The organism is Bradyrhizobium sp. 139 (genome assembly GCF_023074175.1).
Classification (GTDB): domain Bacteria; phylum Pseudomonadota; class Alphaproteobacteria; order Rhizobiales; family Xanthobacteraceae; genus Bradyrhizobium.
This window is the reverse complement of record NZ_JADPKS010000165.1, coordinates 1-25,175: the sequence shown is the minus strand read 5'-3', so window position 1 is coordinate 25,175 and position 25,175 is coordinate 1. Positions and strand designations below refer to the sequence as shown.

Sequence of the window (25,175 nt, the reverse complement as noted above, 5' to 3'; positions counted from 1 at the left end):
TCGTTCAGCCAGAACAGTCCTTTGCGCATCGAAGTCCCCGGGCCCGAATCAACTCGGCGCCATGGAATCAGAGATCGCTAATTAGGTACAGACCCTAGGGCTATTCACAGTCAGATGAGCCGCAAAGCTGTATCGCGTGCCGGGATGTCCCGGCGTCACGATCCGGTGCAGGTCGATTTTGCGTACCTCTTGAACCTCGATACGCATTCGATTGACAAGCACTTCGTCCTGGGTGGAATTGTACGCGTGAAAGTCGATTACGTAATACTCCGCATAGTTTGGCGGTTCGATGATCTCATTGATAAACAGGCGGACGTTCGGTTGCTCCAGATCGCTACGCGTGTCTTCAAGCTGCCGCCATTCGGCGGCTCTTACAAAAACGCCGAGACACATTTGCTTGTCAGTTTGGCAGACGTCGTTGAGGCGCGTCGCCAAGTCGCGCAGGTGAGGCGCAACGTCAGGCTCCGTTAGCCGGAAGAAGGGCTGCATATCGGAGCCTTTGTCGGCGGCATTCCACCACTCCGTAACAGCATCAAGCCACTCTTCTTGAGTAGGCAACCGACCATCTGTCATACGTTGTGATATCAACTTGCGCGCGGGACCGGCGCTAATGTCTCGCAGACGCAGGACGGCGCCAGGATCGATGTCAAAGCCCGAGGGTAGGGATTCGACCCAGCTTTTGATGGGTGCTTTCAACCTTGAGGAAAGCTCGCTCGGCGTCAGCGACTTCAGGACGGCCTCTAGGCCAGTCTTGGCGCCCCACTCCAAAACTGTTTCGAGAAGCCCGAATGCCATCTTGCCGACCTGAAACAATCCTGTCCGAATTGTATCAAGGTGCATCGGCATTCGCTAGTTGAAATCCTCCCAGCGGGTAGGGCGAGCGCTCGCCGCGCAAAAACTGGCAGGTGATAGCAGCCAGGCCCTTTTCCGTTGACCAATCCAAAGACTACCCCGGGACGCGTCCGTCTTGCGGACCAGGCTCTATGAGCATGCCCACCGAGCCCCGAAAGCGGGTCTCGGCCCTTCGGGTAACCACCGCAACATGGCGCGGTTCTATAAGCTGGACATCCAACCGACACTGTTCGGGGAATGCTCACTCGTCAGGGAATGGGGGCGGATTGGGCGGCCGGGGACCGTTCGAATTGAGGAGTACCCGACTCGTGGTAAGGCTGATCTTGCCTTGATCTCCAAGTGGATAGAGAAGCAGAGGCGGGGGTATCGCTAGAGGGAAATCTCATGTGGTGCGACGAGCTAGCGGGAAAATCATGGGCCAGCCTTTGGGCTGGCTACATGTTGTGTGGTGGGGATTGTCCCGGCATCCGCAGGTACGAGGGCCCGTGCCCCGCCTGTGGTGCGGCCCCGGTTCACTTTTCGTCGACAACAATAGCAATCGATGGTCGCAGAACGACCGCCTTCACCGTCCCCGGCGCCGAAGGTCGCTATGAGGACTACATCTATCTCGAGATGCTCCAGCGCGAGTGGGAGCGGCCAGTTGTCGAGTTTCAAGCGTTTGCAAATTCTTCCGATGCCGATCGCCCGTCTGCCCGGGCGGCCCTCGTGCTGCTGTTTTGGGGCTACTTTGAGACCCGAATCGAGAGACTTCACCGTTCGGCGATGCGCAAGCTTCCACAGCGCGTTCTAGATGACCAGCTCAAACGCTATTCCGGGATCGGAAGCCGTCTCTTCGATTTGTACAAGATATTCTTCGGTAGGACCTATTTCGACGATCTCCGCGACCACGGATTTTTAACGGTAGCCGACCTGCTCAGTGACATTCACAGGCGCCGCAACGAGTTCAGCCACGGAAAGCCTCAGGCGATCAACGAACTAACGGTTAATGCGCTCGTCGAAAACCTCAAAGCCGAGCATGAAGCATGGATCGCGGTTTACAACAGTCGGGGGAGGCCCTGAAAAAGTGGGCGAAGCGAAGCGAAAGAGAGAGGCGGTACTGAATGGCCCGTGCCCGTGCGGTTCGACGCGCCCTGGGCGGGCATGTTGTTTCAATGGCAAGGATTGGCACAAGCGATCCGCTGTCCTTGGGTTAAGGGCACTTCCTCAAGCATCAAGCGTCGCCAAATGCTATATGCGCGACCTCGGTTCGTGTGTCGGCCCTATTTCGGGGGAGCACATTATTTCGGAGTCGGTCATCCGGGTGCTGATGGGCGACGGCGATTTCTCCGTCGGCGGGCTCCCCTGGCTTGCGCCGGACGAGGAGAGGATACTCGCGCCCCAGAATCTGCGAACGAACTGTCTTTGCGCCAAGCATAACAGCACTCTTCATCCACTTGATGATGCCGCCAAGTATTTCTTCTCTTCGCTGAAATCGTACCTGGAGGTGGATGCGGGATCGCGACACGCCCTCGTGTCGGGGCATGACCTGGAAAGATGGCTGCTCAAGACGGCCAAGGCGGCGGCGGTCTCGAAGAATCTCGCGAGAGGCAGGGCGCCACTATCTGGCGCGTTCTCGCGCGACGCCGTGTTATTGGACATGCTCGACGACCCCCGTCATTGGCCTGAAGGTGCTGGGCTCTACTGCACCATGAACACGGGCGACCGAACCTCCAACCATAAGCGCTTCCAGCTGCAGCCGCTCACAAATGCCCAGGAAGATATCGAAGCGCTGGCGCTGAACATCTTAGGCTTAAGCTTTGTGTTGCTGCTCGAACCTCTGGACGAGGGCAAGTATCCGTTTCTGCGTGGGGCACGATATCGGCCGGGAAGATTCGTCATAGCGTACCCGGCTTCGACCAATTGGCTGACAGTGAGCTGGGATGACGGCAGGACGCACGAGCCCCTGACGATGCAATTCGTGCGGCCGATGTCCTAGGAGTTTAGACGATTTGCGAGGCGTAAGCCGATTCGTAGATTTTTTTGCCCTCCTGGGTTTCAAGGCGAAGAAGACAGTAGAGCTCCCAATAGCGGCTCCAACGCTTATCCTCCGGCGAGAGATATTCGATTGGCAGGCCGAGCTGCTTGGCATCGGCGTAGTCGATGGGTTGGCCATGTGTTTTCCATTGGGTGGCGCTCATCAGTGCCTGGGAGATCGTTGAACTGGGCGCTCCACGGCGCTTGAGCATATCCTCGGCAAACGTCCTCACTCGGTCGCGAATACCCTGAAATTTCTTAACAGTCCTGGCGTCGAAGCTATCAAGCATCAATAAAGCAATCGGGTCGCTAGGATTCTTGCGCATCACAGCGCAATGCTCTTCGTAGGCCTCCAGATAGCCCATGACGGAATACGTCAGCTCATTGCCGCGGGCGTCCTTCAAGAGGAATTGCGGATCGATCATGCCGAGCTCAGAGGTGTTGCTCATGATAATCTTGCTGGCGGCAAGTGCCATCAGGGTGCCGGCGCTTTTAGCCAGGTCCGGGACGATCACCCGGAACGGCTGCGTGCCCGCTTTTGAGAGCATCAGCTTGACCAGTTTCTCGCAGGCGTCGACGTCACCACCGCCAGTATTGAGAAGCAGGTCGATCGACGAGTTCTCGGGAATGTTGTGAAGCATCTCCACAAAGCCCATGACATCGTTGCGGTCGATCTCGGTTTCCAGGCTCGAAACGTAGCAGATGAGCTTTGTGCCCTCGGAGGCGTTTATCTGCTTGATGAGTTCCTGCCTTTGGTAGCGGCCCGCGTTCATCGCCGCATACATCGGCGTTTTCGTAAGCTGCCGTTCAGGCTTGAGCGGCGCAGCTTCGGACGCCGGCAGCGACTCCTGGTCGTTGTCACTCACCGAATGAATCCCCCATCCAATCGACTTTCCCGTTTTTTATGAAGTAATGACATCTACGCCGGCCATCATAGTAGTTCACGCTTGGCGAAAGCGAAAGGGGGCCATCAACCTTAGATATTTGCCAGAATGGACTGCGCCCGCGATCCAGGTTGAGCATGATGCGGTGACCGCTTCGGCATGGACAGTCGAACGCAATCCATTTCGGCCTTGATGCGTCGCCGACAACGATGGCGGCGTTGCTCGGCAGCTTGTCTGGTATCTCATCGGCCGACTCGACCTGGCCGATGCAGTACAGCGGCGGCTGACCTGTTATCCATTCAGGCAGCAAATCGAGCGGTAGCCATCGCGGCAGACGCGTCAGCGACTGCGGGAGCCAATCGGTCCAACGCCACTGCCACCAACGAATCTTCATGCCCCGGGCCAAGCCTGTTCGAGGAAGGGATGACCATCGCCCTTGCCAATCTTCTGGCTTTCCGGATTGCAGTAATGACCCAGTCGCGGCTTGGCGTTGTTGGTCGAGATCTCCCGCTCGTGCCAGCGGAACAGCACCTCCGTCGGCCTCGGGCTCGGCCCAAACCCGATCAGGCGCTCCAGAAGCTCGTTAATGGCGGCTGAAGCGATGCTGGTGGTGAAGGTCACCACCGCTGGTTCTATGCCTCCCAGGACGGGCGCATAGCCCTCGTTTTCAAGCCGTATCCGCTCCTCCGGCGTTCGCAGCTCGGTTTGCGCGCGGGCGAGGTCGATCCGGTCGCGGCAGACGAGGCAGGCGCCGCCCGGGGTGAGGGTGGTTACGCGGCCGTTGATGCTTGCCAAAGCTCCATCGCCGCCCAGTAGCACGCCGCAATCGATCACGGGGGTGGCCAGGAAGGTCGAGAACCGCGACAGAACCAGGCGGCCGGCGTTGTCATCAGTGCAACCAAAGACAACGTCGCAAGGGATCAGCTCGCGCGCCGTTTTCTCAAGGGTCACCATCGCCGCCACGGTATGGCATTCGAGATCGGGTGCTATCGCTGTCAGATGGCTTTGCAGCATCTCCGTCTTTGGTTTGCCGACTGCGGCAGGAGTAGAGCCATAGACACGGGTGACGTTGCTCTCGGTCAGCGTGTCGGCGTCGATCAGCGTAAGATGCCGCACGCCGAGACGCACCAACTGCTCGGAGACCGCCGACCCGGTGCCGCCGCAACCAACGACACCTACACGCAACGCCCCGAGGGTTTGCTGGACATCAGGGCCGAACGCGCGGACGCTCCGGTCGAAGATTGCGGGGATCTGCGGCGCGCTTGAATTGAAAGAGTTCACAAGCTGCCATTTGTCGCCGACGCGCCACAACCGGTCGATCGGTGCTTTTCCGCCGTCGCCGAAATGCACCTCGCCGGTAAACGTGATCCCGTCGTCGCGCGGCGACGCGATAAGCGTGACGTACAGTTCCGAGCCCGATCGCAACCGGAAGAGGTCGGAGATGTCTTGGTCGACCTTGCGGTCGGCCATGCTCGGTGTTGGGTGACCGATCATGCCGGGATGCGTGTGAAACCAGATCGGAATGGCGCCAATGCACTCGGCTTCGGCAAGGGCAGGGACATAGCCTTGTGATGCGATTGCCAAATGATCACCTTCACGCGCGAGATAGGCGTCTTGCGGCACCCAGCGCATTCCCCGTCCAAGGAGCCGGATCTCGCCGTTCGGCGCGCGGGCGATGCCAGCGAGCAGCACGCCCGCGGTTTCCAACGGAAGTCTGGCGGTCTGCTCGATCTCTTGGAAAAGCGGTCCTGTCAGGACCAGTGTAATTGTCATGATGCTCCTGGGGCCGCTTTCAGCAGCTCATTTCTGATCAAGGCGAAGTAGCTTTGAAGTGAATCGATGCCCGAGCGCCATTGACCGGCTGTGAAATGGCGCGACCATCGCTGCCATTGGCGCCCGAGATGGCCCTCGCGCGCTTCAGTAGCTGGAATGACAACACCGTCCGTTCGCCGTACCGGTGGGTCGAACCACCACATATCCGGCGGCACATCGGGATAACCAGGGGCCAAGCGAATCAGCAGGTCGCTGGTCTCCTGGTCGAACCCCTTCGGAAGCGGGTAAGATGGAACGAGGACGCAGATAACGCCGCCTTCAGTCGTGACCTGATGGCCGGGGGCCTTGGCGTTCAGAAATTCCATGTCGTGTGAAGGCAGCACGGCGGTCGTTCCTTAGACGAGGCCCGGATTGATCTGCGCGGGCGCAGTGAAAAAGCGCAGGCCGTCGCGCATTTTCACTTTCTGCGTGTCCGCGATCTTTTCGTCGGAGCCGCCCGGCACGACCTCGAACAGGTCCCGGTCGGGGCCGATGGGCGGATTGGGTAGTGCCCGCAGTTGGGCGCCCGTGAGGAAGTGCTCCTTCACCTTGAACTCGGTACGGTCGATCTTGATCTCGTACGGATGCTGACGCTCCTCGAACTCCTTCAGCTCTTCCAGCTCCTGGCGCTCGAACTGCTCCAGCTCCTGCTTCTGGCGCTCCTCAAACTCCCGCAGCTCACGCAACTGGCGCTCCCTGAAGGCTTCCAGCTCCTTCTCGCGGTTCGTCGGGACGCCGGATTCGTCGTGCTCAGCCATTGTGGTACCTCCATTGATTGATACCAAGATACCACGATACTGTGACGCTTGACAAGTCCGGTGTTAAGGTGCAAATTTCCCCCATGAAAACCACCAAAGCCATGACCATCCGCCTGACCGATGAGCAGGCTGAAGCGCTCGAAACCGTCGCATCGGTTGAGCAGCGGGCAATTTCGGATGTGATTCGTGCCGCGATCAGCGAGCACATCGAGAGCCGGCGCAAAGACCCCGCCTTTCAAGAAGACCTGAAAGCTCGGTTGGCCCGCGCGCGCAAACTCCTGGCCCGTCAGGCCGGCGAGTAGCTCAAAGCAGTTTCCGCAGCTCGTTTTTAAGTGGCCCGTTATCACCGAGGAAGCTCGCGATCATCGCGGGCATGAAGGTGTCACGGTTGATGCGAGTGAGCGCCAGCGGATGGCTGGCTCGCTGTCCTAGAAGGTACATGAGGGACAGCTGCGATCGCCCATTGCCCTCACGAAAGGGGTGGATGGCGTTGAGTTCGGCCAAAAAATCAGTGGCTGCATCCAGGAATGCCAATGCCTCTGCGCCGGAATGGAAAGCAGGGAGAGCAAGCTTCGCGAACAGTTGGTCCATGCTGGAGGTTATGTGTTCCGGATAGCAGAACATGTTCCCGCCCTTGGCGGTGCGGACTTTCCGGTACTTTCCAGCCCAGCTGTAAACGTCCTGAAACAGATGATGGTGGATGCGCTTATAGTGCGCAGGCGTGAACCTTCCGGCCGGGAGCGGTTCTTCCGAGCGAAGTGTCGACATTTCGAGCTCGAACGCTTCCAGGGTCTTGGCTTCCCTAAGGCGGGCTCGGTTCTTGAGGACGGAGGTGCGTTTGTAACAGTACGGGTCGTCGAAGACGTCGTAGCCGCTCAAGGCCGTTAACGGCCCTTAGGCTGGACGTACGCCCGCAACACCTCCGCCCTTTTTTGGGCGGGTGTCAGCTTCTTTTCGCGAAGGGCCGAAAGGCGTTCCTTCGAGGCTCTACCAAGCTTCAAACCTTCGACAGCCGAAATGGCCGCAAAAGTCTTGTCTCCCAAAATGCGGGAGGAGGAATTGATGCTGGAGCCTTTACGCTTATCGGTCATGAGCGAAGCATATCACGGATTCTAGGGGGTGGTGAACCCATATATCTACAGCGCTTTCCCGCTGGCGAATGACGGACCGGATCATACGACAAGATGATCGTCCCTCTAGTGCAGCCACAGCTTCAAAGCGCCATAGAGGATCGCGATCCCTGCGGCGATCCACCAGGGCCGCACAAGGGATCGAGGACGGGTGGCAAGGTAAGCCATGAAGGCAGTCAGGAGCGCTCCTTTATTTTCTCCATAGCTTTGCTTCAGATCGCTGCTGCATCTGGCGATCTCCACCAGATCCGAATACTTCATCTCCTGTTCCGACACTTCGACCTCCTGTCTTCGCCGGTATGTCCCATAAGGTGACTGCACGGGCTTTTCTCGCAACCCACCGATGGTTTTGCCGTCTTCGACGATCCTCACTGCAACGACGTCCGAAAGGCATGATACGGCGGGTAGGCAAAAACGAAGTTAATCAAACCCTAATTGTCAGTTTCGTTTGGCCGACCAGTAACTTGAGCAGGGATTAATCTCCCGATGGCTCCATCTGACCACTGTTTTGCCCGACGCCGCAAGCTAAATTACGGATTATCAGAATAGCGAAATTTCACGTGTGAATTATCGAACGCTCGGACGGGCTAGTAAGGCCAAGCTGGCAAACAGTGCACTGCTCGGCAGCTTCCGTCTCTCTTCAAGCCTCCGAGTGAACATTGCCGGTGCCTCGGAAAGCAGGGGATTGCCAGCGAAAAATGCGCAAATCCGCGGCTTCCGCCTTGACCCTCCAAATTGGCTTGTTCTAATTTTGTTCTCAAGTGGGAGGGGACGATTCTGTGGGCCCCGCAGCCCTCTTTTCGACGAAAACAGCAAGCGCCCATCTGGGCAGGAACCATGCACGAGATCATCTGTCCCCACTGTGCCAAGGCCTTCAAGGTCGACGAATCCGGCTATGCCGAGATTCTGAAGCAGGTCCGTGACGCCGATTTCGCAAAGCAACTGCACGAACGGCTGGAGTTGGCCGAGCGCGACAAGCGAAGCGCTGTTGAATTGGCCAAAGCCCAGGTCAGCGGTGATCTGCACAAGACCGCGGCCGCCAAGGATGCCGAAATCCAGGAGTTGAAGTCCAAGCTGGAGGCAAGTGAGGTCTCTCAGAAGCTCGCCGTTACCGAAGCGCTCAGTGCGGTCGAGAAGGAGCGTGACACGCTCGCGAACGCGCTCGCGCAAGCGGAACGCGAGAAGAAGGCTGCCTCAGAGCTTGCTCAGGCGCTTCTGGCCAGCGAGCAGCACAAAATCTCTGCTGCTAAGGAAAAAGAAATCCAAGAGCTGAAGGCTAAACTCCAGGCCATCGAGCTTGAGAAAAAGCTCGCCGTGACCGAAGCCGTCGGCGCCCTCGAGAAAGAACGCGACGAGCTGAAAAACGGCATTAAGCAGGTCCAGCTTGAAAAGCAGCTCTCCGAGCAGTCGCTCAAGGACAAGTACGAAACCCAGATCAAGGATCGTGATGACGCGATCGAACGCCTCAAGGATATGAAGGCCCGCCTCTCGACCAAAATGGTCGGCGAGACCCTCGAACAGCACTGCGAGACCGAGTTCAACAGGGTGCGCTCGATGGCGTTTCCGCGAGCCTATTTCGAGAAAGACAACGACGCGCGGACCGGCAGCAAGGGCGATTACATCTTCCGCGACTCGGACGAGGCGGGCACCGAGATCATCTCGATCATGTTCGAGATGAAGAACGAGAGCGACAAAACCGCGACGAAGAGCAAGAACGAGGATTTCCTCAAGGAACTTGATCGGGATCGCACCGAGAAAGGCTGCGAGTACGCCATCCTGGTCTCGTTGCTCGAGCCCGACAACGAACTCTACAATACGGGTATCGTCGACGTCTTCCACCGTTATCCCAAAATGTACGTCATCCGGCCGCAGTTCTTCCTGCCGATGATCACGCTGCTGCGGAATGCCTCTCTCAATTCCTTGAAGTACCGGACCGAGCTGGCGCTGATTAAGGCGCAGAATATCGACATCACCCAGTTCGAAAACCAGCTGGAGACGTTCAAGACCGGGTTCGCCAAGAATTACGACCTCGCCTCCCGAAACTTCCAGACGGCGATCACTGAGATTGATAAGTCAATCGACCATCTGCAGAAGACGAAGGATGCGTTGATCGGCGCTGACCGCAACCTACGCCTTGCAAATGACAAGGCGCAGGACGTGACGATCAAGAAGTTGACCCGGGGCAACCCCACGATGGCGGCGAAATTCGCGGAGTTAAAAAGCCAAATCGAGGCTGCCGAATAATGCTCTAAGCGACCGCGGACTGCCGCCTGCCGCGATTTAGAGACTATCGCGCCTCGATGATCTCGGAAAGTTTGCCGTCGACCAATTTGACAGTGCGCCCGGCGCCGTAGACGTAAAGTTCCTCCACGCCCGCAACTGTTGTTTTTTTCACAACGTTCTTCGGGTGCCGCCAGCAGGTTTCGGACAGCTCACTGGATGTCATCCCAACCTTTGGCGGGCCTCGACCTGCGCAATCTTCGGCGGCATACCTGGTCCGGGCAATCGGGTCGTAGTCGACAAGAAACGGGTTAGCAGAGCCGATCCATCCTCGGCGACCGTCGCCCAGCTCGACGTCGTAGTCATCAGAAGGGGAAACGGACGCCTTGGTCAGGTCCTTCACGACAAACGATGCGCCTGTTTTAAGTTTGAGAGTGGCTGACGTCGTCCAGTCGTTTTGCGTGAAGCTCAACTCGACTACATTGGGATTGCCCGGTGGAATGAGCACCCACAGGCGTTTGCCGATGTAGCTTCGGCAGTTGTTGTCAATGGAACAGAGGTACGGGTGAGCCAACGCCGGCCCGGCGACCATCAGGAGCGCGGCAAATATCAACGCGAGTTTCATCCAGTGTCCAACCTCAGCTGAGATTGCAGACGTCTTGATACAAAGCGCGGAGATGGTCGTCCGACATGTCGAGGATCGGTTCATACATAAACGAATTTAGATGAATATTCTCGGGAGTCATTAGAACAACCCGCTTTACGACCCGAACCGCTTTATCCTCACAGTCCCGGCAGCTCTGATAGAGCGATAGCAGTTTGGTCGTTTGAAGTGTATTAATCGCACCGACTTTTGCCGGATCATTGATTTTCCCAACCATAAAACTTTCGACCGCGAACCGCGCGGCGAGAGAGAGCACGATCTTGCTTTCCAGCTTATGGGTGCTCCCGGCCTTCATGCACGCCGCCGCCTGCGCTAGAATGGTGTCCACTACCTTGTCCCCGGGGGACTTCCACGCGCCGCCTCCCCCGAACAGACCGTTGTAGATCTTGTCGAGGTCGGCCTCGGTTATCGAGGCGGTATCGGCCTTGCAATGAAGCAGAGACGTCAGGCGCAGATAGTCGGGGTCGGTGTCGCCCTTGGTGTATTCAATCAGATTGCGCATGAATGGGATGGAGGCGATCCGCTTCATCGGATCTTTGAAAAACTCCTTCTTCCAGTCATTGACGAACACGTTTTGAATGCCCGACGCACGCGCGAGCTGAAGCCCGCTGTCGCCCTTCGATGCCATATAGCACTGCGAATAGGGCACCAGCGCTCGACTGTTGATCGTGCGGAAAAAGTCAAAATTGTGCGTCAGGATCAACTGCGTGAAAATGTCACCCTCAGCGATTTCCATCAAGTATTGAATGATCGCGTACTTGTTCTTGTAATCGAAGGAATCCGCGATGTCGTCGACCACCAATAGCGTTTCTTGGCCCGACTTGCGCCGGGCCTCGATCTCAAAGATCACGTTCAGGACGTAAAGGGCCTTCTTCTCGCCGGTGCTCAGCACCTCGACCAGGTTGTTTCGGTCCACCACAGCGACGTCCTTGCCGTCCTCAAAACGAAAACCCAGCGACAGCATCGGTTCCTGGCCCAGCATCACCGGTATGCGGTTTTTTGCCTCCAGCTTGAACGGAACGAAGAACCTGCTGTTGAAGACCTCAATTACTTGTTCCCACTGAGTCCGTTCGGCCGCCGCTTGGGCCTCGATTTCAGCTCGCCGCTTTTCGGCGGCCTGAAACTTGTCCACGACTTCAACATACGCGTCCCAATTGGCCTTCAGATAAGACTTCCATACCTCTTCCCGGAATTTATCGATATTGGCGAGCTCGGGGAGCAGATGCTCGTTGTTGGAAACGTACTCGTCGAACTCCCGTACAGTCGCATTACGCTGAATGAGTTTTTCGAGGTCGGAGAACTTCTTTCGTAGCTCCTTGTCCGTAGAGATCTGTTCCTTCTCAGCCTTGATAAGCTGCTCCAGTTCCTTTTCGTCGGCGATGTCGACTATCTTGTCGGCGTTCAAGCGCAGCGAATGTTTGGCCTTGAAGAAACCGTTGTCGGCGAGGCTCTTCGCGATGGTTGACGCGTTATAGTAGTTGAAAACGCCGCGCTTGAAGTAGGTCGAGGCTGCCAGCAACTCGTTATACTTCCTGATGTAGGTCTCGATCGCTGATCGGACGTCTTTCGTATTGAGCAGCGCCAGCACTTTGTCATCGAAAATGATGTCGTAATTGACGTCCGCGAAGGGATGACCCTTCTGAGAGGCTAATTCGTCCCTGATACGGATCAGGGCCCGGTAGAACTGTTGTTCGTCCTTTGTGAAGGTGAGCGATATCTCTTTGGCAATATCTTTCTTGGTGCCTGACTGCGCTTTCAAAGCCGCCAGCAAGCGCTCTTTGGCCGCATCGATTTCCACGTGCAGTCGTTCGTATTCCTCTCGCAGGGCCGCGTTCACGAGAAGGGTCGATGTCCGCTCGGTATGCCCGAAGACCTCGTCGTACGGTCTGACAACGAGAATGCACTCGGGCGGAATCGCCGTGCCGGTCTCATCGATAACGCTTCGCGATGTCGGCCTTTGCGGGAAAACGCGGTCTCCGGACGCCTTACCGTCGGCGATGTCTTGGAAGGTCTTTGCCAGGGAGGATTTCATAGCCCCATTGGGGGCGTAGACTGCACAGGCGCTGGCCGAGGCGAAATCGAATTGCTCCTTCAGGCTCTTGATGCCGTAGCAATGCTGTAGCTCAACCTTCAGCTTTTTCATAAGCGGTCCCCCCGAGTGCTCATCTTATGGTTGATCACGGGGAAACGCTAGTTGATCATTGGGACAACGGCTATTGAGCGCCTCTTTTTCGATCTAGACGTTTGGATTAGGCGGACGATGCCGCGCAGCAGCAAACGACCGAACCGCGCCGGACCTTGCCGCCATGGCGCATGCTGAAGGGGGGACTATGACAATCACGCTTGCATGGGTGAGGCATCACCTTACGCCGCCCGAGATAGTTATCGCTTCAGACAGCCGCCTCAGAACCCGTGGTCCGATGGATCAGGCGCAAAAAATCTATCAGCTCAGGCGAGGTGACTGTTGTCTCTCGTTTTGCGGCGATGCCCAGATCGCATACCCACTGTTTGTCCAGGTGAGCGTTGCTCTGGACAATCATTTTAGAACAAGCTCTCGCGCCCTTGATGTGACGAGCCTTACCGGGCGCATTGAGAAGATGTTGAACAATATGATCGATGCCTGGAAGCTGCCTACCGCTGAAAAGGCGGAGGAGCTAGCAGGCACGACTATACTATTTGCTGGCTGGTCCTGGCGCTTCGAGAAACCGCACATTGGTATCTTCAAATTGCAGCGCGATTGCCGATTCCAATTTCACCGGGCTGGGGTCAAATTGCCGCATCCTTGGCGCGCTGGAGCAAAGGCTGATTTGTTCTTTATCGGCGACTACAAATCAGAGTACTTCGCCAAGCTCAGCGATATCCTGCAACAGCGTTACCCTGCGCCACCAAAGAAACAGAACAAGAAGATAATTCTGCACTGGGATTATGAACCAGTAGAGGCGCTACAGGCGTTGCTCCGAGAGCCCGACGTCGGTGGTATTCGTGCGATCGGCGGGGCCCCTCAAGTCGTTAAGGTCTACCCATTTGCGCAGACTATTCCCATAGTTGTCCGAACGGGGAAGGGCACACACAGTCTTTTGGGTAGGCGACTCTTCGTATGGGAGGTCACCGAGTATCCCATCCTAGATTTGTCCACGCGCCGAAAGGCGAAGATACTTTATCCGAAGAGAGCCGTGCCCGTTCCCGATCGAGTGCGCGGCAGGCGATATAATCCGCGCGGAAGCGATGCTGAAGAATCCCGCTCTCCGGAAGATGAGCTGGGAAGTTTCGACGCGGCCGACTCATAGCGTATCCATGGGCGTCAGCACTAGGTGAGCTCCGCCAATGATCGTCCGCACCACCCGGCCGGTAAGGTCGGGTGAATAGGTTAGCAACGCAACCCGTCAAGGCATCCAAGCGGCATTGCACGCGGAGCCTCCTTGACTGGTCCTCAGGCCTGCTGCCCTCGAATTCTCCCGACCGGCCGCGATGGCGCAGCCGATAACCAAAGGGAGACCTCACATGACCGACACCATCAAAATCCGCGGCTTGAACGACAGCTTTCGCCAGACACTCGTCTTCGGCGGCTTCCTCACGCCCGGCCTCGCCAGCCTACCGATCGAGCGCCAAGCTCAGTTGCTAGAGCTGGTACGCAAGTTCGACCGCTTCACTCCTGGCAATGACCCGCACGGAGAGCGCGACTTCGGCGGCATCGAGCTCGACGCGACCTGGTACTTCTTCAAGATCGACTACTACGACCTGGCTGGCAGATTTGCATCGCCCGATCCGGCTGATCCGTCCGTTACTCAACGCGTGATGATAGTCATGCGGGCCGACGAGTACTAGGAGGCGCCGACATGTCGACGTCAACGACCTCTGTGATGCGATCGTGGGCTCCACGCTGGCCAGGCAGCGCGCCCTGATCGATGACCTGGAAAGCGCCGTGGCGCGTGTCGCCAAGGTTCTGTCAGACCACTACGGCATCCTCTCCGACCACGCCGAGTACCAACAGGCGATCGCAAAAAGCGAAAGAAGGGCGGCCCAAACAGCGTCGAAATCCGGTTTGACGAGCCAGCCTTGTGAGGAATGCGCGGGATCGCCCTGCGCTTTGGCCTTCTGCCAGAAGCGTTGCGTTTGTATTTTCTCTCTTGTCCTGGCCCTGCTCGTGCATGGCGCGGCGGTGGCCGATCAGCCGAAGGTCCTTCAGACGCAGACCAATCCGGTAGGGGGCATGGTGTTGGCGGGCGCCAACCATTGCTGTGTTCGCATAGGCACCGCGTCTCCGAATGCCTATCTCGATGTGTATCAGGGCGAGCTCAAAGTCGGGTCGTCGGGCGTAGGCTGCTCCGGCAAGCACGAAGGGGAACTGCGCTACTGCGCTAAGCACCTACAACTGTGCGACGGAAACGGCTGGCGAAATGTCAGCCTCGACAAGGCTGAACGAGGTCGTGCAAGGCGCGGCGCGCGCTTGCTCTGGCGATTGCGCTTCTGGCCTTCTGGCCATCGCTCGATATTCAGGACAACCAAGTCCCCGTAGCCTCCCCACGAAGACCAGCGGATGAATGTCGTGAGTCGACAGAGGTTCACGGATACATCTAAGATGTCGAGGGAGTAAGTTCGCCGGAAGCCGGGTAGGGGTGTGGGCAGTGAACTTCCAGGTGACGGTTCTCAAGGTGCTGGTTAGCTATCCAGACGGGCTTGCCGTGATGGCGGACCTTAAGCGCGATATGGCGATCCTGGCGACCAGCGGACGGGACTGGGCCGAACGCGTGAAGCGATAGGCGGCCCGCGTACCCGACTTGGATATCTTCTCCCAAGGTCTCATCGAGCGGATGAACGGCGGCTGGCGTGTCACAGACAAGGGGCGCTCGGTTCTCGATATTATGGAGGCGCGGTCCGCATCCGCCCAAGCAACGGAGCTAACTCCCGTCCGCGCCGTCGAGGAGCCGGCGCTGGCCACGACTCTGTCACTGATGCCTTCGATAGCGCCAGTTCGGCGCAAGCGCGACCGAAAGCGGCGCCAACGGGACACTGTACGGCGAAGACAGGCGAACGCGTCGTAAGGTCGGTCGGGGCTGGACTCGACTTTGAAGCGTCGCAAACGAAGCGTAAACCATTGATTTGCATACGCTTTAGTGATTCGCATAACCTTCATTATGGAATATCCGAAGCCGATTTTGCTGACGACTTTGAATTATACATCTGGTTCGCGACGGTTTTCCCGTCAGGCGAAGTCGCGGTGGACGGGACCGCTCACTGTGGGACTTCGTTCGACTAGAGCGATTCGACGTGTGGCCTCAGCAGGTCAACCGTTTCGATTAGTCCCGCAGCCTCCATCACGAGCAATAGCTCTCCTGGCGTCATTTCCGGTTTTTTGAAGCGTTCGCGCATACGCCGAATAGCTGCAACGGCGCGAGCTTCGTCGAGTGCAATGGTATCCGCAATGAAAGCGTCGGCGGATTTGGCCTCCATATTCAACGGAAAGAACTGACGCCGGAAAGTCCTTGAGGTTTTCCGTTACGATCATTGCCGCTTGCGTCTTGGCCGCCGCAGCAACAACGCGGTGATCGCCGGGATCGGGCAGAGCCGCCGCAACCGGCAAGAAGTTGTCAAAATCTGTAACTATGGCATCTTCGAAGGCAGCTTCCATGCTGGCGCGCGCCCGCTTTGCGCGCGCCGCTGCATCGTTAAAGCCTTTGCCGCTCAAGATTTCCCGATAGCTGCTTCGGTCTGGCCGAATGCTTTGGCATATCAGGCAACGATTGCTACGTCCCGGGGGTTCCCGTAGGTATGGCGTGTGGGCCGCCAGCTTTCCAGCCCTCGGATCAACTGGCGGCCCTTGCCAATTCTGTCATCAGACGACTGGCGTCGGTGATCCTGCCGCGGAATGCAGGCAAGCTGCAAACTGGCGTTGAAATTAAACTTAACGCGGTAGGGTTACCCAGACTGCCTATTTGGGTTTGACGCGTCGGTGCAAGCCATCAACGTCGGCAGGCACGAGATCTCTCGCATAGTCGAGAAGGACCTTCCGGGCGTCTTCCGCGCGGTCATAGGCTTCGCACGCCTTGGTAAGAAGAATGATGTGGTGCGGCTCAAATTCGTATTCTTCAACGGCGCCGCTGAAGAATGCTGCGGCGTCCTTGCTAAGGTGCTTGGGTGGTTTGTAGGTCTGGATAGTCATTATTGCCTTTCTAAAATTGCCTTTCTAAAAAATTTGATTTGAACGGGGTCACCGTCCGTAAAAGTTTGCCCATGGGCCGATTAGAGCCCTTCATTTCGTAAAGAACGAAGCTCCCCGGCCAGCGTGGTGCGCTGCAACGGGACAGCTGCTTTGCTGCGGTGCGCCTACGCGCACCTCGCGATAACATCGGTATGCACTCACCTGTCGCCGACACGGAATGCCTGTTCAGGAACTCACCTCATGAGTTTGCATTGTCTTTTTGTTTAGTATTGTAGCGAGGCCAAACATGCGCCTTCTTTGTAGAATGGTCGCGATTGCGACACTCCCGGCGTGGATGTGGACCCATATAGACTCTGCTGCAGCACAGGACTTCAACGATAGATGGTCCATCATTCCAAAAGCACACGCCGACCCGGCTCCTGAGGCACCGGAGCAGACTGACCAGAGCCCGCAAACGCAACCTCCAATCGGACAAGAGCCGACGCGCAGTTCGGAAGATCGTCCAGCCACTCAATCTTTCAACCGAGTGTTTTCCGGGAAGGCTTCCTACTACTCGTATTCGAAAAAGAAGACGGCGAGCGGCGCCACGTTCGATCGGAATGCGCTAACTGCAGCTCATCGCAAGCTGCCCTTCGGCACGCACGTTCGCGTCACTGACGTTAAAAGCAACAAATCGGTGGTCGTTCGCATCACCGATCGCGGACCTTGGGTTCGCGGTCGCGTCATCGACCTGTCGTTGGCCGCTGCTCGCAGCTTGGGGATTACCGATCGTGGCGTCGCCCGGGTTCGCGCAGAGGTGTTATAGCGGACCGTGTGTCTCGGCATGATGGTTTTGCAGCATGGTTCATTTAGTGCCGTTTCGCGGAGTTCTATCGATGGATCAACATCAGACAGCCGTTGTTTTGTTTGGCCTCGCCCTGGCCACCGCCATTGTGGTCGCAGCTGCAATCACCATCGAGTCCGTTAGCACTCGTACGGCAAGCAACGAAACACCTCCGGGAACGGTAGGACTAGCTAGACCGCACCCGCCGTTGGACCGTGCGGCTGGTGAACCGCTGCAGACGGTAGGCGGCCCGTCTGGGGCGATTAGACAGCGCCCTTAAAGAACCATCGGCGGGCGTGCCAAACGCACCACTTCGCAAGACGAAGCCGGACTCCGTGCGGCTCTTTACACGACTGCCGGTTTCCCGGTTCCGCCGCTGTCATCATAATAAAGCTGTCGAGCAGCGCAACGGTTCCGCCGGCGTAAACCGGCGGGCTTGTGCGTGCGCATTGCAGCCGCATTGGTTACACTGAATGGCCGCATGGGAATCAGACGCCAACCAAATTTCGTAGATAGAAGTTTTTCCAGTCAAACTGAAAAGGAGTGAGCATGCGCATAGTTTCGGCATCCGTTATCATTGCAGCCCTCTCTCTGGGGACGCCGGCTTTCGTGCAGGCACAAGGAGCGCCCTCGCAATCTGAGGCACGGACTCCTCAGTCCGGCACGGTCATACGGAGCATACAGGTCGTCGACGTCAAGGATCTGCAACCGGCGGTGCGCTCGAAGGTCGATGAGCTCGTGGTCCACACAAGCGAGGAAGATGTTCGGTCGCTTCGGAAGTCTATTGACGCGACACCGGAGGCGGCAGCCGTGCTTAAGGCCAAGGGCCTGAACTCGTCACAAGTCGTGGCTATCAACATCGCCGACGGTGTCCTGACGATGTTTGCCAAGACGGCTTGAAATCGGGATTACCGGTACTCAATGGCTAACCCTTCCGCTTCAAGAGAGTTTGGATGCGGCCACTAAACTAAGCCCGCCGGGCGTGAAACCGGCGGACTCTGAGCGCGAGTGAGATTTCCGATGAGGAAGTGACAGAGCTCGTCCGCCACCAACTTGCCCGATACTCCGTGGAGCCCGGTATCAATGGGCGGCTGTCATGGAGCGCGACGAATGCCGGGCGTGCAATCTCGCGGCAAATCAAGCAAGGCGTGCTTTAGTTGAGGCGGATCCCCCTGGCCCCTCCCCCTTACGGCACAAGCGCGCCCCGAAATTCCGCCAGCTCGTCCGGCCTATTCTTGGGTTGACACGGTTGACAGGTTAACACGCGAGCTGCCTCGCAGAACCCGCCTCTTCGAAATAGTTGCCGGAGCGTGACCGCGGTAGGAGTTGCAGTTCTCTCGCTGGAAGGAAAGAAACTAGAAAAAAACTCCCTCTACCGCTGCACGCCAGATTCTCTCGCGAAGGAAGCTGCGCCTCCTCCAACATGCTCTCCAAATGCGCCGGACACATGAGTAATCCGCGAGGACAGTTTATCGGGCGGCTCGCTGTTACGAATGAGGGTTCCAGCGCGCCGCCCTAAGGTTCAGCTTCCGGGCCCAAGAAACGCGTCGAGGCAAATACCCACTTGGTCTTATGGCCAAAGCCTTGTGAGATGTTGATTAAGCCTGCCAATCAGCGATCGAGGAATTTATCACGTGCAGTCCCATTGGCGGAACGGGAAGCATGAAATCTTTGCGTGCCTTCATCTGGCTTTCCGTCCATAGCGCTACCGAAAACCTCGAGCGCTACGCAGCGGTGATGTTCTACACAACCGGAGAACTTCCGATGAGCGACGCGCAAAAGAGAGCTCTTCTCAACTTTGTGCGCTCGGGCCGCGGCTCCCGGCATCCGGAAAGTGCCGAAGCCGAGGCGTGGCAAAAGTCGCGGTGGCGCTTCGGGCCGCTGGGCCCTCGGTAGAGCTGCAGAAACCGTAGGCCCGCTACTGGACGCGTTATCTGACAGCGTCACTAACCAAAACCCGGCCAGCCGCCAAAACCGCTGTATGATTGCCGCAGCCGCGCGCCACTGCCTTGGCTTACCTTGGATGGGCTATCGGCCAAACCGCCGACGTCAGTCGCGGCATTCGGCTTCTTGAGGATGGCTTCGCGACGTATGGACGGCTCGGCGTGCGAAGCACGCACCGATGGCACACCGCGGTCCGTTGCGACCGACCCTGACGAAGTAGTCATTCGATGGATTCGCCTCGATGTCGATTGATTTATCCGAGCGGTCGTTGAAAGTGGATCAACACTGCGGTCATGTGTGCGACGCGTGTGCTCCAGCGTTGGAAGCCAAGTACAGGCTCCGAGGGAGATCACCATTCCCCGTCGAATCGCTAGACGATCGTTATTGCCGCGCGCCGTGACGCGGTCGCCGGCTGCGCAACGTACCTCGGTTATGAATGGAAGAGAGGACTGTCGCAGCACAATTCCCCGCGGGTATGAAAACTATTCGCATCGGATATTGGAAACTTTCGTCCCGCGCTGCGACCAATAACAACTCACCGCCGCGGATTAATCGAATAACGCCAGGGCAACCATTTCAGCCAACACGAAGCAGGAACCCCTGATGTCCGGCTCCTATCCGCTCCCTACCGAACCCGAAGGCATTGTGGCGCCGCTGCTCAAGCGATTTCACTCCGGTAAGATCGGCGCGATAATGCCCCCGTACGACGCAGAGGCCGTATTCATCGCGAGTAACGAGGGAACCATCACTGATCACACCGAAATCGCCGCCCGACTCGAGCGCGATCTCACGGTCTGTCTAATGGTGAAGGCCAAGGCGCGACATGTGTTCGTTGCCGGCGATATCGCCCGGATCGTGCTGGACCGTTCAATTGTTGGCACAGGTCACGACGGCAAGCACATGCACCTCGGCGGCTCGGAGAGCGTTATCATACGCCGCGCCGGAAATCGACGATTGCGCTACCTGATCGACAATATTCGAGGGACGCTAGTTCGAAAGGCCGCCGGATATATGCGCGGCACGGCAGCTCTCACCGATGCAGCCGCTCTTCGGCCTGGCGTCGACGATTAAAGCCGGTTGATGAAAATACCTAATTGGAGAGTTTGGACCTGCGCGCCCGAATCTCCGGGAGACAACGGATGCACGGCTCGCTGCAACATCTGGCACCAGTGATCAACCAAACTCACCGGGGCGGCACGCTCCGGCTCGCATTCGTATCCGCAGTAGTCTCGCTAGTGGTCTCGTTTGCCGCGGCGGCCGCTCCGATTCCCCTTTACAACATTTACCGGGCGGAGGACGGCTTCACCAATGTCGGCATCTCGATCGCTGTCGTCGCCTACGCCATCGGCACCATCGCCGCACTGTTGGGGCTGGGACGACTGTCCAATCATCTGGGTCGCCGGCTCACTGCGATCATTAGCCTCAGCCTGGTACTACTGGGCTGTGTGCTTTTGCTGAATGTACACGACATCGTTACCCTGCTCGTCGGTCGGCTCCTCGTGGGCCTCGGTACCGGGTCGGCCAGCAGCAACCTGACATCCTACATCGTCGACGCCGCACCCAGTAGACCGGAATGGTTGGCGTCCGTCGCCTCCAGCCAGGGACCGATGCTCGGCCTTACTGTCGGCGTCATCGCCTCCGGTGCCTTGGTCCAGTTCGGTCCCTGGCCACGCGACCTCATATACCTAGTTTGCATCGGCTTCCTATTATTGTCTGCCGCACTCATTGCCATCAGCCCCGAAACAGCAACTCCGACGCCAGGCGCTTGGCGATCACTGTTACCCCGGGTCAGCGTACCCGCCCGGGCCAGGCACCTGCTTCCTGTTGCGGCGGCGGTGTTCCTGGCTACGTGGGCAACCGGGGGCTTCTACCAAGCATTCGTGCCCGCGCTAGTCGAAGATCAACTTCACACCCGCAGCCCGCTCATACTCGGACTGGTGTTCGCCGCCTATATGACCCTCAGCGTTCTCGGCGCTCCCATGGGCGGCCGGTTCACATCCGCGCAAGCCCAACGCGTCGGTATGATCCTTTTTCTGGCCGGAATGATCGGCCTCTGCACGGCGGTCGCCGCCAGCACACTGGTTTTGTTCATTATCGCAACCATTGTCGCCGGAGCCGGCCAGGGAATCGCCATTAGCGCCGCCGCCCGCGGCTTACTGCATGGCAGCACGCCAGCCGAACGGGCGCCGATCTTCAGCGCGATCTATCTTATCTGCTACGGCGGTGCCGCCTTCCCTAGCCTTATCTCCGGCCAACTTTCGAACACGTTCTCGCTACCGCAGATCGCGCTCGGATACGGCGGACTTGCTGTCGTCGCAACTCTGTTCACTGTCGTCGGCGCACGCAATCCGCATACCGATAAGACGGGAAGCAGCACCTGCGACAGCTCGAACGCGACCGGTTCATCAAACAGCGAACGCTCTCATGAGAATGGTCGCCGGCCTTGCCGTCAGGATCGGTGAAGAAGGCTGCGTTGGGATGGGCCACAATCGACCAGCAATTCCGCCGCGCCCGGTGTAGCGGCGAGCCGTACCGCCGAGCGCAAGCGCAGGTTATCGCCGGAGCATATCCCAGTAAAGAGACAAATGATCGGAGAGAAATTATCATGAAGGCGATCGTTGTGACTGACCAGGCTGCGGGAACGGCCGGGATGAAACTGATGCAGCAGCCCGAGCCGCACGCGGCGATAAACGAGGTCATCGTTCAGGTTCATGCGTCGGGATTCACCTCCGGTGAGCTGACATGGCCTTCGACCTGGACCGATCGCCTCGATCGTGGCCGGACGCCGACAATTCCCGGCCAGGAGCTGGCGGGTGTCATCACCGCTCTCGGCTATGGCACGACCGGGCTGTCGGCGGGACAACGGGTGTTCGGTCTCTCAGACTCGTATCGCGGAGGGACCTTGGCGGAGTATGCGGCCGTGGAGGCACGCAATCTCGCGCCGCTTCCGGGCGACGTGGACTTCACGGTGGGTGCGGCTGTGGCTATGCCGGGCCTCACCGCATGGCAGGGGCTGTTCGTGCACGGCCGCCTTGGCGTGGGGCAGAGCGTCCTCGTGCACGGTGCGGCCGGCGCAGTCGGTTCGATGGTGGTGCAGCTCGCACGTGAGGCCGGCGCGTACGTCATCGGCACCGGACGCGCCGCCGACCGCCAGAAGGCGCTCGACTTCGGCGCGCAGGAGTTCGTCGACCTCGAGAACGACGTTCTCGAAGACGTCGGCAGAGTCAATCTGGTTTTCGACGTCATCGGCGGCGACATCGCGAAGCGGTCCGCGGACCTGATTCAAGCCGGAGGAACGCTGGTAACCATCGCCGGGCCCATCGAGGCGCGGCCCACCGACGGCCTGGCGATCGATTTTGTCCTCGTGTCTGATCGCCGACAACTGGGTGAGATCGTCCAGCGGGTGCGGGACGGACGATTGCGTACAAACATCGGCAACATCGCGACCATCGAGGATGCCGTTGCCGTTTTGAGTTCGACCAAGCGGACCAGCGGGAAAACCATCGTCCGAGTTCGTCCGTGAGAAACAGAAAAGGCGAAGGGTTCCCCTCTCCCAAATGGATTGTTGGCGCCTTCCCCTTTGGCCCGTCTGCGCTCCATGCGCAGCCAGCGGTACAGCGCGGACTGCACGTGACGGCGCGCTAGCAAGATTGGCGAAAAATGAAGCGAGAATATCTATGATTGAAATCATCGCCGACGTGGAGACGATCATCAGGCAGGTGATACTGTCGTTCGTAGCGACAGTAAAAGAGGACGGGACGGCCCAATCTTTCGCCAAAGGGGTCTTTGACGGTCACAAACGGCTTTCTCTACTTCGCCGACACCGCATCGCCCCGGACCATACTGAACTTGAACGCAATCCCGGCGTCGAAATAAACGTGGTCGACATTTTCCAGAGGCGCGGTTATCGGTTCAAGGGGCCGTGCGTTGATACTGCCGCCGGACCATAACAAGTCTTTGATGATCGCCAACTTGGTTCGGGCGACGAATGGCCCGGAGTATCCTGTTGATCGCGTAATCAAAATCGAAATCACTTCTATCACCCCGTTGCTGTCTCCAGCCCATGTCTTTGCCCACCCTCCTCGAAGTCAGGACGAAATCAGGAATAGCTACTATCCTAAGTACGGTGTGAAACCCCTCGGGACCTAGATGCGTAAACGAAAGCGACCGACACCAAAAGCGAGAAAGCCCATGAAGATCCGAACCATCATCGCCGCCAACTGCGCCGCCCTCGCCATCTTGATGGCCGGCCCCATGTACGTCCATGATGCCGAAGCGCAAACCGTCACGAAGAACTTCGAGGCTGCAATTCCTAATATACCTGGCAAGTCGCTGATCGCCTTGGAAGTCGACTACGCACCCAACGCAGCCTCCGCGCCCCACACCCACGCGAGCTCAGCCTTCATCTACGCCTATGTGGTTTCGGGCGCGATTGAGTCGAAGGTGAACGATGGCGAGATGCGTATCTATCGGGCAGGTGAGAGCTGGTCCGAACCGCCCGGTGTGACCCATTCGATCAGCCGCAACGCGAGCACGACCGAGCCGGCGAAGCTGCTCGCTGTTTTCGTCCTCGACACCAATGACAAAGCGCTCACCACTCCCGTCAAATAACGCTTATACGCACTCGGCAGCGCCTAAGCATCGAGGCTCGCGGCGTGCAAGACCCGCCATCTAAAAGGGCAGAGCAGCCCTGGTGCCCAGGAGTTGCGTAGCACTCCGCCAGGACGACGCATGCAGCGGTCGTTCGTTGACCCCGGCTTCGAAGCCTCGTGCCGGTCGTAACAAGGGTATAAAAGCCCGGCGACGGGACCGCTGTTGCAACGAAGCGGTCGTCAGTTCGGTCAAGTTGGTGCGCTCGGGAGCATACGCGCCTGCTCTGCCGTCGGCGTCGATCCGTGCGATCGTGGGCTGGGAAAACAGGGGCACGATAACGCGCGAGCGGCGTTACCATCCGTCTAACGTGGAGTCCGCCGCAAACCCGGGCGATCTCCCCCCGGCTCATTGTGTGCAGACGTCGGTATGTCGCCGCGATCCGTGACGAAGATGATCGTTTGCCGCAGCTACCTCGCGCTGGAAAACGCGGCATTCCTCCAAGGTGTTGTTTCGCGATGTGCTGTTCGCGTGGCCCCACGCTCGGCTTACGGCTGAACTGCGATCCCGTGGGCGGGATCGCCGCTGGGGAAGCTGCCCGTCAGCTCATGTAGGCCTCGTATTCAGCGGTCGGCGGATCGAGCTAATGCCTTGGCTGCGTCGTCGAGCGAAGCCTTCTCGGCTCGCCGCTCGTAGTAGTCGGCAAGAGCCTTAAGCTGAATCGCAACCGCTTGGTCAGTGATGGTTTCGGCAGTGCGCAGCAAAGTCTGCGCTGCCTTCAAGCATTCCTTGCCTCGTCGTGAAATCTGATTCCTCATGACGCGCTCGTGCGGTCTTCGGGCGTTTGGTCGAAAGCGATCAGAAACCCATTGTGGTCACTCTTGCGGTGTGCCTTGAAGCGATCGATGCACTTCTTAGAGCAAAGCGGCGTTCGCCATGAATAACGCCGGACGAGACCAAAGTCGCCCTCACAGACTGCGCATTGCCTGCCCTTGTCAGACCCAAGACGTTCGAAGCGGTAAGGCATTGTCTTCCCCTTAGCCTGTGTGCAAGTCGGATGCTCCAACCCTAAGAGGATCGCCACTAACGGATCAATTGAGCACAGGTTGAGCTCGGGAAGTCCAAACAGGGCGTTACGATGATACGAAAGCTTAGGGTGCTCGGACGAGACGTACAACGAGCCGGCTTGAAATGCCCCGGGGCGACGGCGCGCTCGCAGTCACGAACTAGGGTTCAGACTCAATTGATCCAATAGGCGACGATGGCGGCGAGGTGGACGGCAGCTAAGAAGTTTCTGGCAAGTTTGTCGTAGCGCGTTGCGACAC

General features: G+C 58.2%; 30 protein-coding genes and 2 pseudogenes. 17 read left to right on the top strand and 15 right to left on the bottom strand.

Annotated features, from left to right (window positions below):
- Positions 1-81: 81 nt before the first annotated feature.
- The gene (locus tag IVA80_RS35105; protein ID WP_247439693.1) at positions 82-846 is read right to left on the bottom strand and encodes a hypothetical protein; all 765 of its coding nucleotides are present in this window, start codon (positions 844-846) and stop codon (positions 82-84) included.
- A 196-nt stretch (positions 847-1,042) separates the two neighbouring features.
- Between IVA80_RS35105 and IVA80_RS35100 the strand changes: the two genes are divergently transcribed.
- The 3 genes from IVA80_RS35100 to IVA80_RS35090 all read left to right on the top strand — a co-directional run bounded on the left by IVA80_RS35100 (position 1,043) and on the right by IVA80_RS35090 (position 2,827).
- On the top strand, positions 1,043-1,225 hold the full coding sequence (locus IVA80_RS35100; RefSeq protein WP_247439692.1) for a WGR domain-containing protein: 183 nt from the start codon (positions 1,043-1,045) through the stop codon (positions 1,223-1,225).
- Between the two features lie 11 nt (positions 1,226-1,236).
- Positions 1,237-1,911: a hypothetical protein gene (locus IVA80_RS35095; RefSeq protein WP_247439691.1), complete on the top strand. Its 675-nt coding sequence runs from the start codon at positions 1,237-1,239 to the stop codon at positions 1,909-1,911.
- A gap of 172 nt (positions 1,912-2,083) precedes the next feature.
- Positions 2,084-2,827: a hypothetical protein gene (locus tag IVA80_RS35090; RefSeq protein ID WP_247439690.1), complete on the top strand. Its 744-nt coding sequence runs from the start codon at positions 2,084-2,086 to the stop codon at positions 2,825-2,827.
- 4 nt (positions 2,828-2,831) lie between these two features.
- Here the strand turns inward: IVA80_RS35090 and IVA80_RS35085 are convergent, their stop codons facing one another.
- From IVA80_RS35085 to IVA80_RS35065, 5 genes are read right to left on the bottom strand one after another with little or no spacing between them, the layout of a single operon-like run.
- Complete coding sequence (locus IVA80_RS35085; RefSeq protein ID WP_247439689.1) at positions 2,832-3,731, bottom strand: hypothetical protein; 900 nt, start codon at positions 3,729-3,731, stop codon at positions 2,832-2,834.
- Positions 3,724-4,143, bottom strand: a complete 420-nt coding sequence (locus IVA80_RS35080) for a DUF6527 family protein (RefSeq protein WP_247439688.1) — start codon at positions 4,141-4,143, stop codon at positions 3,724-3,726. Before IVA80_RS35080 ends, IVA80_RS35085 begins: the two co-directional genes overlap by 8 nt.
- Positions 4,140-5,522: a ThiF family adenylyltransferase gene (locus IVA80_RS35075; RefSeq protein WP_247439687.1), complete on the bottom strand. Its 1,383-nt coding sequence runs from the start codon at positions 5,520-5,522 to the stop codon at positions 4,140-4,142. Before IVA80_RS35075 ends, IVA80_RS35080 begins: the two co-directional genes overlap by 4 nt.
- Positions 5,519-5,905 carry an E2/UBC family protein gene (locus IVA80_RS35070; protein WP_247439686.1) on the bottom strand — a complete coding sequence of 129 codons (387 nt, stop codon included), beginning with the start codon at positions 5,903-5,905 and terminating at the stop codon, positions 5,519-5,521. The genes IVA80_RS35075 and IVA80_RS35070 overlap by 4 nt, the downstream gene beginning before the upstream one ends.
- A 12-nt stretch (positions 5,906-5,917) precedes the next feature.
- On the bottom strand, positions 5,918-6,319 hold the full coding sequence (locus IVA80_RS35065; RefSeq protein WP_247439685.1) for a multiubiquitin domain-containing protein: 402 nt from the start codon (positions 6,317-6,319) through the stop codon (positions 5,918-5,920).
- Positions 6,320-6,402: 83 nt separating this feature from the next.
- On the opposite strand from IVA80_RS35065, the gene IVA80_RS35060 reads away from it, so the two are divergent.
- A complete protein-coding gene (locus IVA80_RS35060; protein ID WP_247439684.1) occupies positions 6,403-6,621 on the top strand; it encodes a DUF6290 family protein in 219 nt (72 codons plus the stop codon).
- Position 6,622: 1 nt separating this feature from the next.
- Here the strand turns inward: IVA80_RS35060 and IVA80_RS35055 are convergent, their stop codons facing one another.
- The 3 genes from IVA80_RS35055 to IVA80_RS35045 all read right to left on the bottom strand — a co-directional run bounded on the left by IVA80_RS35055 (position 6,623) and on the right by IVA80_RS35045 (position 7,821).
- Complete coding sequence (locus IVA80_RS35055) at positions 6,623-7,198, bottom strand: Fic family protein (RefSeq protein ID WP_247439683.1); 576 nt, start codon at positions 7,196-7,198, stop codon at positions 6,623-6,625.
- A 5-nt stretch (positions 7,199-7,203) separates the two neighbouring features.
- Positions 7,204-7,410 (bottom strand): hypothetical protein, encoded by a 207-nt coding sequence (locus tag IVA80_RS35050; protein ID WP_247439682.1) that lies wholly within the window; start codon positions 7,408-7,410, stop codon positions 7,204-7,206.
- A 105-nt stretch (positions 7,411-7,515) separates the two neighbouring features.
- Entirely contained in the window at positions 7,516-7,821 is a 306-nt protein-coding gene (locus IVA80_RS35045) for a hypothetical protein (RefSeq protein WP_247439681.1), read from the bottom strand.
- 465 nt (positions 7,822-8,286) lie between these two features.
- Between IVA80_RS35045 and IVA80_RS35040 the strand changes: the two genes are divergently transcribed.
- Entirely contained in the window at positions 8,287-9,693 is a 1,407-nt protein-coding gene (locus IVA80_RS35040) for a DUF2130 domain-containing protein (RefSeq protein WP_247439680.1), read from the top strand.
- A gap of 43 nt (positions 9,694-9,736) precedes the next feature.
- On the opposite strand, the gene IVA80_RS35035 is transcribed toward IVA80_RS35040, so the two are convergent.
- Both IVA80_RS35035 and IVA80_RS35030 read right to left on the bottom strand, forming a co-directional pair.
- Positions 9,737-10,294 carry a hypothetical protein gene (locus tag IVA80_RS35035; protein ID WP_247439679.1) on the bottom strand — a complete coding sequence of 186 codons (558 nt, stop codon included), beginning with the start codon at positions 10,292-10,294 and terminating at the stop codon, positions 9,737-9,739.
- A 13-nt stretch (positions 10,295-10,307) separates the two neighbouring features.
- Positions 10,308-12,476 carry a phage infection protein gene (locus tag IVA80_RS35030; protein ID WP_247439678.1) on the bottom strand — a complete coding sequence of 723 codons (2,169 nt, stop codon included), beginning with the start codon at positions 12,474-12,476 and terminating at the stop codon, positions 10,308-10,310.
- A gap of 187 nt (positions 12,477-12,663) precedes the next feature.
- Between IVA80_RS35030 and IVA80_RS35025 the strand changes: the two genes are divergently transcribed.
- The 4 genes and pseudogenes from IVA80_RS35025 (at position 12,664) to IVA80_RS35010 (ending at position 15,375) form a co-directional block, all read left to right on the top strand.
- Positions 12,664-13,620: a hypothetical protein gene (locus IVA80_RS35025; RefSeq protein WP_247439677.1), complete on the top strand. Its 957-nt coding sequence runs from the start codon at positions 12,664-12,666 to the stop codon at positions 13,618-13,620.
- A gap of 214 nt (positions 13,621-13,834) precedes the next feature.
- On the top strand, positions 13,835-14,158 hold the full coding sequence (locus IVA80_RS35020) for a DUF3768 domain-containing protein (protein ID WP_247439676.1): 324 nt from the start codon (positions 13,835-13,837) through the stop codon (positions 14,156-14,158).
- 43 nt (positions 14,159-14,201) lie between these two features.
- Positions 14,202-14,849: a hypothetical protein gene (locus tag IVA80_RS35015; RefSeq protein ID WP_247439675.1), complete on the top strand. Its 648-nt coding sequence runs from the start codon at positions 14,202-14,204 to the stop codon at positions 14,847-14,849.
- Positions 14,850-14,958: 109 nt separating this feature from the next.
- Positions 14,959-15,375, top strand: a pseudogene (locus IVA80_RS35010) (hypothetical protein).
- Between the two features lie 242 nt (positions 15,376-15,617).
- On the opposite strand, the gene IVA80_RS35005 reads toward IVA80_RS35010, so the two are convergent.
- Both IVA80_RS35005 and IVA80_RS35000 read right to left on the bottom strand, forming a co-directional pair.
- Positions 15,618-16,019, bottom strand: a complete 402-nt coding sequence (locus IVA80_RS35005; RefSeq protein ID WP_247439674.1) for a hypothetical protein — start codon at positions 16,017-16,019, stop codon at positions 15,618-15,620.
- A gap of 243 nt (positions 16,020-16,262) precedes the next feature.
- Positions 16,263-16,493: a hypothetical protein gene (locus tag IVA80_RS35000; RefSeq protein WP_247439673.1), complete on the bottom strand. Its 231-nt coding sequence runs from the start codon at positions 16,491-16,493 to the stop codon at positions 16,263-16,265.
- Between the two features lie 304 nt (positions 16,494-16,797).
- Between IVA80_RS35000 and IVA80_RS34995 the strand changes: the two genes are divergently transcribed.
- The 8 genes from IVA80_RS34995 (at position 16,798) to IVA80_RS34960 (ending at position 23,871) form a co-directional block, all read left to right on the top strand.
- On the top strand, positions 16,798-17,298 hold the full coding sequence (locus IVA80_RS34995; protein ID WP_247439672.1) for a septal ring lytic transglycosylase RlpA family protein: 501 nt from the start codon (positions 16,798-16,800) through the stop codon (positions 17,296-17,298).
- 567 nt (positions 17,299-17,865) lie between these two features.
- Positions 17,866-18,216 (top strand): hypothetical protein, encoded by a 351-nt coding sequence (locus tag IVA80_RS34990; RefSeq protein ID WP_247439671.1) that lies wholly within the window; start codon positions 17,866-17,868, stop codon positions 18,214-18,216.
- Positions 18,217-18,978: 762 nt separating this feature from the next.
- The gene (locus IVA80_RS34985) at positions 18,979-19,212 is read left to right on the top strand and encodes a hypothetical protein (protein WP_247439670.1); all 234 of its coding nucleotides are present in this window, start codon (positions 18,979-18,981) and stop codon (positions 19,210-19,212) included.
- A 651-nt stretch (positions 19,213-19,863) separates the two neighbouring features.
- Positions 19,864-20,331 (top strand): hypothetical protein, encoded by a 468-nt coding sequence (locus IVA80_RS34980; RefSeq protein WP_247439669.1) that lies wholly within the window; start codon positions 19,864-19,866, stop codon positions 20,329-20,331.
- Positions 20,332-20,399: 68 nt separating this feature from the next.
- Positions 20,400-21,722, top strand: a complete 1,323-nt coding sequence (locus tag IVA80_RS34975; RefSeq protein ID WP_247439668.1) for an MFS transporter — start codon at positions 20,400-20,402, stop codon at positions 21,720-21,722.
- Between the two features lie 143 nt (positions 21,723-21,865).
- Positions 21,866-22,783, top strand: coding sequence for an NADP-dependent oxidoreductase (locus IVA80_RS34970; RefSeq protein WP_247439667.1), 918 nt, complete (start codon positions 21,866-21,868; stop codon positions 22,781-22,783).
- A gap of 154 nt (positions 22,784-22,937) precedes the next feature.
- Entirely contained in the window at positions 22,938-23,210 is a 273-nt protein-coding gene (locus IVA80_RS34965) for a pyridoxamine 5'-phosphate oxidase family protein (RefSeq protein WP_247439666.1), read from the top strand.
- 241 nt (positions 23,211-23,451) lie between these two features.
- Positions 23,452-23,871, top strand: coding sequence for a cupin domain-containing protein (locus tag IVA80_RS34960; RefSeq protein WP_247439665.1), 420 nt, complete (start codon positions 23,452-23,454; stop codon positions 23,869-23,871).
- A gap of 602 nt (positions 23,872-24,473) precedes the next feature.
- On the opposite strand, the gene IVA80_RS34955 is transcribed toward IVA80_RS34960, so the two are convergent.
- Positions 24,474-24,668: a hypothetical protein gene (locus IVA80_RS34955; RefSeq protein WP_035992154.1), complete on the bottom strand. Its 195-nt coding sequence runs from the start codon at positions 24,666-24,668 to the stop codon at positions 24,474-24,476.
- A 421-nt stretch (positions 24,669-25,089) separates the two neighbouring features.
- A pseudogene (locus IVA80_RS34950) lies at positions 25,090-25,175 on the bottom strand (IS5/IS1182 family transposase); the annotation flags it as partial.

Coding starts and splice junctions, on each gene's coding strand:
- IVA80_RS35095 (WP_247439691.1), top strand. CDS start 1,237: ATGTGGTGCGACGAGCTAGCGGGAAAATCATGGGCCAGCCTTTGGGCT.
- IVA80_RS35020 (WP_247439676.1), top strand. CDS start 13,835: ATGACCGACACCATCAAAATCCGCGGCTTGAACGACAGCTTTCGCCAG.
- IVA80_RS35060 (WP_247439684.1), top strand. CDS start 6,403: ATGAAAACCACCAAAGCCATGACCATCCGCCTGACCGATGAGCAGGCT.
- IVA80_RS34970 (WP_247439667.1), top strand. CDS start 21,866: ATGAAGGCGATCGTTGTGACTGACCAGGCTGCGGGAACGGCCGGGATG.
- IVA80_RS35065 (WP_247439685.1), bottom strand. CDS start 6,319: ATGGCTGAGCACGACGAATCCGGCGTCCCGACGAACCGCGAGAAGGAG.
- IVA80_RS35090 (WP_247439690.1), top strand. CDS start 2,084: ATGCGCGACCTCGGTTCGTGTGTCGGCCCTATTTCGGGGGAGCACATT.
- IVA80_RS34965 (WP_247439666.1), top strand. CDS start 22,938: ATGATTGAAATCATCGCCGACGTGGAGACGATCATCAGGCAGGTGATA.
- IVA80_RS35080 (WP_247439688.1), bottom strand. CDS start 4,143: ATGAAGATTCGTTGGTGGCAGTGGCGTTGGACCGATTGGCTCCCGCAG.
- IVA80_RS35030 (WP_247439678.1), bottom strand. CDS start 12,476: ATGAAAAAGCTGAAGGTTGAGCTACAGCATTGCTACGGCATCAAGAGC.
- IVA80_RS35025 (WP_247439677.1), top strand. CDS start 12,664: ATGACAATCACGCTTGCATGGGTGAGGCATCACCTTACGCCGCCCGAG.
- IVA80_RS34985 (WP_247439670.1), top strand. CDS start 18,979: ATGAAATCTTTGCGTGCCTTCATCTGGCTTTCCGTCCATAGCGCTACC.
- IVA80_RS35075 (WP_247439687.1), bottom strand. CDS start 5,522: ATGACAATTACACTGGTCCTGACAGGACCGCTTTTCCAAGAGATCGAG.
- IVA80_RS35100 (WP_247439692.1), top strand. CDS start 1,043: ATGGCGCGGTTCTATAAGCTGGACATCCAACCGACACTGTTCGGGGAA.
- IVA80_RS35105 (WP_247439693.1), bottom strand. CDS start 846: ATGCCGATGCACCTTGATACAATTCGGACAGGATTGTTTCAGGTCGGC.
- IVA80_RS35000 (WP_247439673.1), bottom strand. CDS start 16,493: ATGACTATCCAGACCTACAAACCACCCAAGCACCTTAGCAAGGACGCC.
- IVA80_RS35035 (WP_247439679.1), bottom strand. CDS start 10,294: ATGAAACTCGCGTTGATATTTGCCGCGCTCCTGATGGTCGCCGGGCCG.
- IVA80_RS34995 (WP_247439672.1), top strand. CDS start 16,798: ATGGTCGCGATTGCGACACTCCCGGCGTGGATGTGGACCCATATAGAC.
- IVA80_RS34955 (WP_035992154.1), bottom strand. CDS start 24,668: ATGAGGAATCAGATTTCACGACGAGGCAAGGAATGCTTGAAGGCAGCG.
- IVA80_RS34980 (WP_247439669.1), top strand. CDS start 19,864: ATGTCCGGCTCCTATCCGCTCCCTACCGAACCCGAAGGCATTGTGGCG.
- IVA80_RS35040 (WP_247439680.1), top strand. CDS start 8,287: ATGCACGAGATCATCTGTCCCCACTGTGCCAAGGCCTTCAAGGTCGAC.
- IVA80_RS35050 (WP_247439682.1), bottom strand. CDS start 7,410: ATGACCGATAAGCGTAAAGGCTCCAGCATCAATTCCTCCTCCCGCATT.
- IVA80_RS34960 (WP_247439665.1), top strand. CDS start 23,452: ATGAAGATCCGAACCATCATCGCCGCCAACTGCGCCGCCCTCGCCATC.
- IVA80_RS34990 (WP_247439671.1), top strand. CDS start 17,866: ATGCGCATAGTTTCGGCATCCGTTATCATTGCAGCCCTCTCTCTGGGG.
- IVA80_RS34975 (WP_247439668.1), top strand. CDS start 20,400: ATGCACGGCTCGCTGCAACATCTGGCACCAGTGATCAACCAAACTCAC.